Source organism: Achromobacter sp. GbtcB20, assembly GCF_019091095.1.
GTDB lineage: Bacteria > Pseudomonadota > Gammaproteobacteria > Burkholderiales > Burkholderiaceae_B > Achromobacter > Achromobacter mucicolens.
The window spans coordinates 1-310 of record NZ_JAGXJZ010000409.1 but is presented as its reverse complement, the minus strand read 5'-3'; the positions used below and the strand labels follow the sequence as shown (position 1 = coordinate 310).

The 310-nt window shown below is 69.4% G+C and carries 1 protein-coding gene; it reads right to left on the bottom strand.

Features of this window, described 5'->3' with window-relative positions:
• The coding region (locus KVT32_RS29540; RefSeq protein WP_217619366.1) for a pirin family protein at window positions 1-310 on the bottom strand (310 nt) is incomplete at both ends.

Genomic DNA, 310 nt, shown 5'->3' with positions numbered 1-310 from the left:
ATAGAACATGTCCGAGTGGGTGGGCACAGGCGCCTTCTTGCCCCAGTAGCTGCCAGCCACCACGCGCGCGCTGACGCCGCCATCCTCGATGAAGGGCAGTTCCGCGGCGCCGATGTGGGCGAAGTCCGGATCGCTTTCCTCGGTCGCGCGCGGCAGGGCCACCCAGCATTGCAGGCCGAACAGGTCGGAGCCCTGGCTGCGGCGTTCGCTGGCGGTGCGCTCGGAATGGACGATGCCGCGCCCGGCCGTCATCCAGTTGACTTCGCCCGGCTTGATCGGCTGCACGCTGCCCAGGCTGTCGCGGTGCAGG